A 2012-nucleotide genomic window follows, 5' to 3' on the forward strand; every position below is an offset into this window, starting at 1 on the left:
CGTCTCCCAAGAGCTGCGCGCCGCCGAAGACCCCGAATTTGAAACCTTCTATACCAAAAACATTCTGTTAAACGAAGGCATCCGCGCCTGGATGGCCCCTCAAGACCAACCACACAAACAGTTCGAGTTCCCAGAGGAGGTATTGCCACGTGGTAACGCTCTCTAGTAACAACAACATCGCGATGGGAGGTCGCGACCTGCAATCCACCGGGTTTTCCTGGTGGGCAGGCAACGCCCGTCTCATCAACCTATCCGGAAAACTGCTTGGCGCTCACGTAGCCCACGCGGGGCTAATCGTGTTCTGGGCTGGTGCCATGACTCTGTTCGAGGTGGCACACTTCATTCCCGAAAAGCCCCTGTACGAACAAGGAATGATTTTGCTGCCCCACCTGGCCACCCTCGGTTGGGGTGTTGGTCCTGGTGGTGAGATCGTCGATACTTTCCCTTATTTCGTGGTCGGCGTTCTGCACTTGATTTCTTCCGCCGTCCTAGGTTTGGGCGGGGTTTACCACGCCATTCGCGGACCGGAAACCCTAGAAGAGTATTCTTCTTTCTTCGGATACGATTGGAAAGACAAAAACCAAATGACCAACATTATCGGGTACCACCTGATTCTTTTGGGAATTGGTGCCTTGCTGTTGGTCTTTAAGGCCATGTTCTTTGGCGGTGTCTACGATACCTGGGCACCCGGTGGTGGTGACGTTCGCGTCATCAACAACCCCACTTTGAACCCGGCGGTTATTTTCGGTTATCTTCTCAAATCTCCCTTTGGCGGTGACGGCTGGATCGTCAGTGTCAACAACATGGAAGATATTATCGGCGGTCACATCTGGATTGGCTTGATTTGCATCGCCGGTGGTGTTTGGCACATTCTCACCAAACCCTTTGGCTGGGTACGTCGTGCCTTCATTTGGTCTGGAGAGGCCTATCTTTCCTACAGCTTGGGTGCCCTATCCCTGATGGGCTTCATCGCTTCTTTCTTCGTTTGGTTTAACAATACTGCTTATCCCAGCGAATTCTACGGTCCCACTGGTCCGGAAGCTTCTCAAGCGCAAGCCTTTACCTTCTTGGTCCGCGACCAACGCCTCGGTGCCAACATTGGTTCTTCTCAAGGACCCACCGGTCTTGGTAAGTATCTAATGCGCTCTCCCACCGGAGAAATTATCTTCGGCGGCGAGACTATGCGCTTCTGGGACTTCCGCGGTCCTTGGCTGGAACCCTTGCGCGGTCCCAACGGTTTGGATCTGAACAAGCTGAAAAACGACATTCAACCTTGGCAGATTCGCCGTGCGGCTGAATACATGACCCACGCACCCCTGGGTTCCATTAACTCCGTGGGCGGCGTGGCAACGGAAATTAACTCCTTCAACTACGTGTCGCCGCGTGCTTGGTTGGCAACCTCTCACTTTGTGCTTGGCTTCTTCTTCTTGGTCGGACACCTGTGGCACGCTGGTCGCGCTCGTGCTGCCGCTGCTGGCTTTGAAAAAGGCATCGATCGCGAAAGCGAACCCGTGCTTGCCATGAGAGATCTCGACTAGAAACGTTTGGCAATTTCACTGGTGGGGATTGGCCCCACCAAGCCAAAGAAATTCTAAAGGACCCCTCCATGTAGTTTTATGGGGGGGATTTTTTGATGGACAATTGGGAGGGGACTGGGGACAATAAAAGGAAAGATACGTTGCGTTTGGTGTTCGATCTATGGACTATGCGGACTTCAATGGCGAACTAAGCTGGACCCCAGAAGCCAAGGCGAAATTGAAAAATATTCCCTATTTCGTGCGATCGCAAGCCAGACAGCGAATCGAACAACTGGCTTTGGAGGAAGAATTGGAGGAAGTAACCGCCGAGATTGTAGAACGAACTCGGTTGGAATTTGGTCAGTAGGCATTTAGCATGGTGCTAGCAATTTCCAATTCTCAAAGGAAATGGGACTAACCTAATCACTGGACAAAAATCGACATTCGTGTTGATTGCGTTCGGTTAGTCCAGCCTTGGTCTCGTAGCAGACTCCG

Annotated in this window: 2 protein-coding genes and 1 pseudogene; all 3 read left to right on the forward strand. The window is 52.2% G+C overall.

The genetic code is table 11. From position 1 onward, the window contains the following. Nucleotides 1–166 (forward strand): annotated as a pseudogene (locus AS151_RS20970) (photosystem II D2 protein (photosystem q(a) protein)); the annotation flags it as partial. Beyond that, the gene (psbC, locus tag AS151_RS17090) at nucleotides 150–1538 is read left to right on the forward strand and encodes a photosystem II reaction center protein CP43 (protein WP_071518276.1); all 1389 of its coding nucleotides are present in this window, start codon (nucleotides 150–152) and stop codon (nucleotides 1536–1538) included. The pseudogene AS151_RS20970 and the gene psbC, both read left to right, overlap by 17 nt. 160 nt (nucleotides 1539–1698) lie before the next feature. After that, nucleotides 1699–1884 (forward strand): PCP reductase family protein, encoded by a 186-nt coding sequence (locus tag AS151_RS17095; RefSeq protein ID WP_071518277.1) that lies wholly within the window; start codon nucleotides 1699–1701, stop codon nucleotides 1882–1884. Nucleotides 1885–2012: the final 128 nt, after the last annotated feature.

The organism is Geitlerinema sp. PCC 9228 (assembly GCF_001870905.1).
Lineage (GTDB): Bacteria > Cyanobacteriota > Cyanobacteriia > Cyanobacteriales > PCC-9228 > PCC-9228.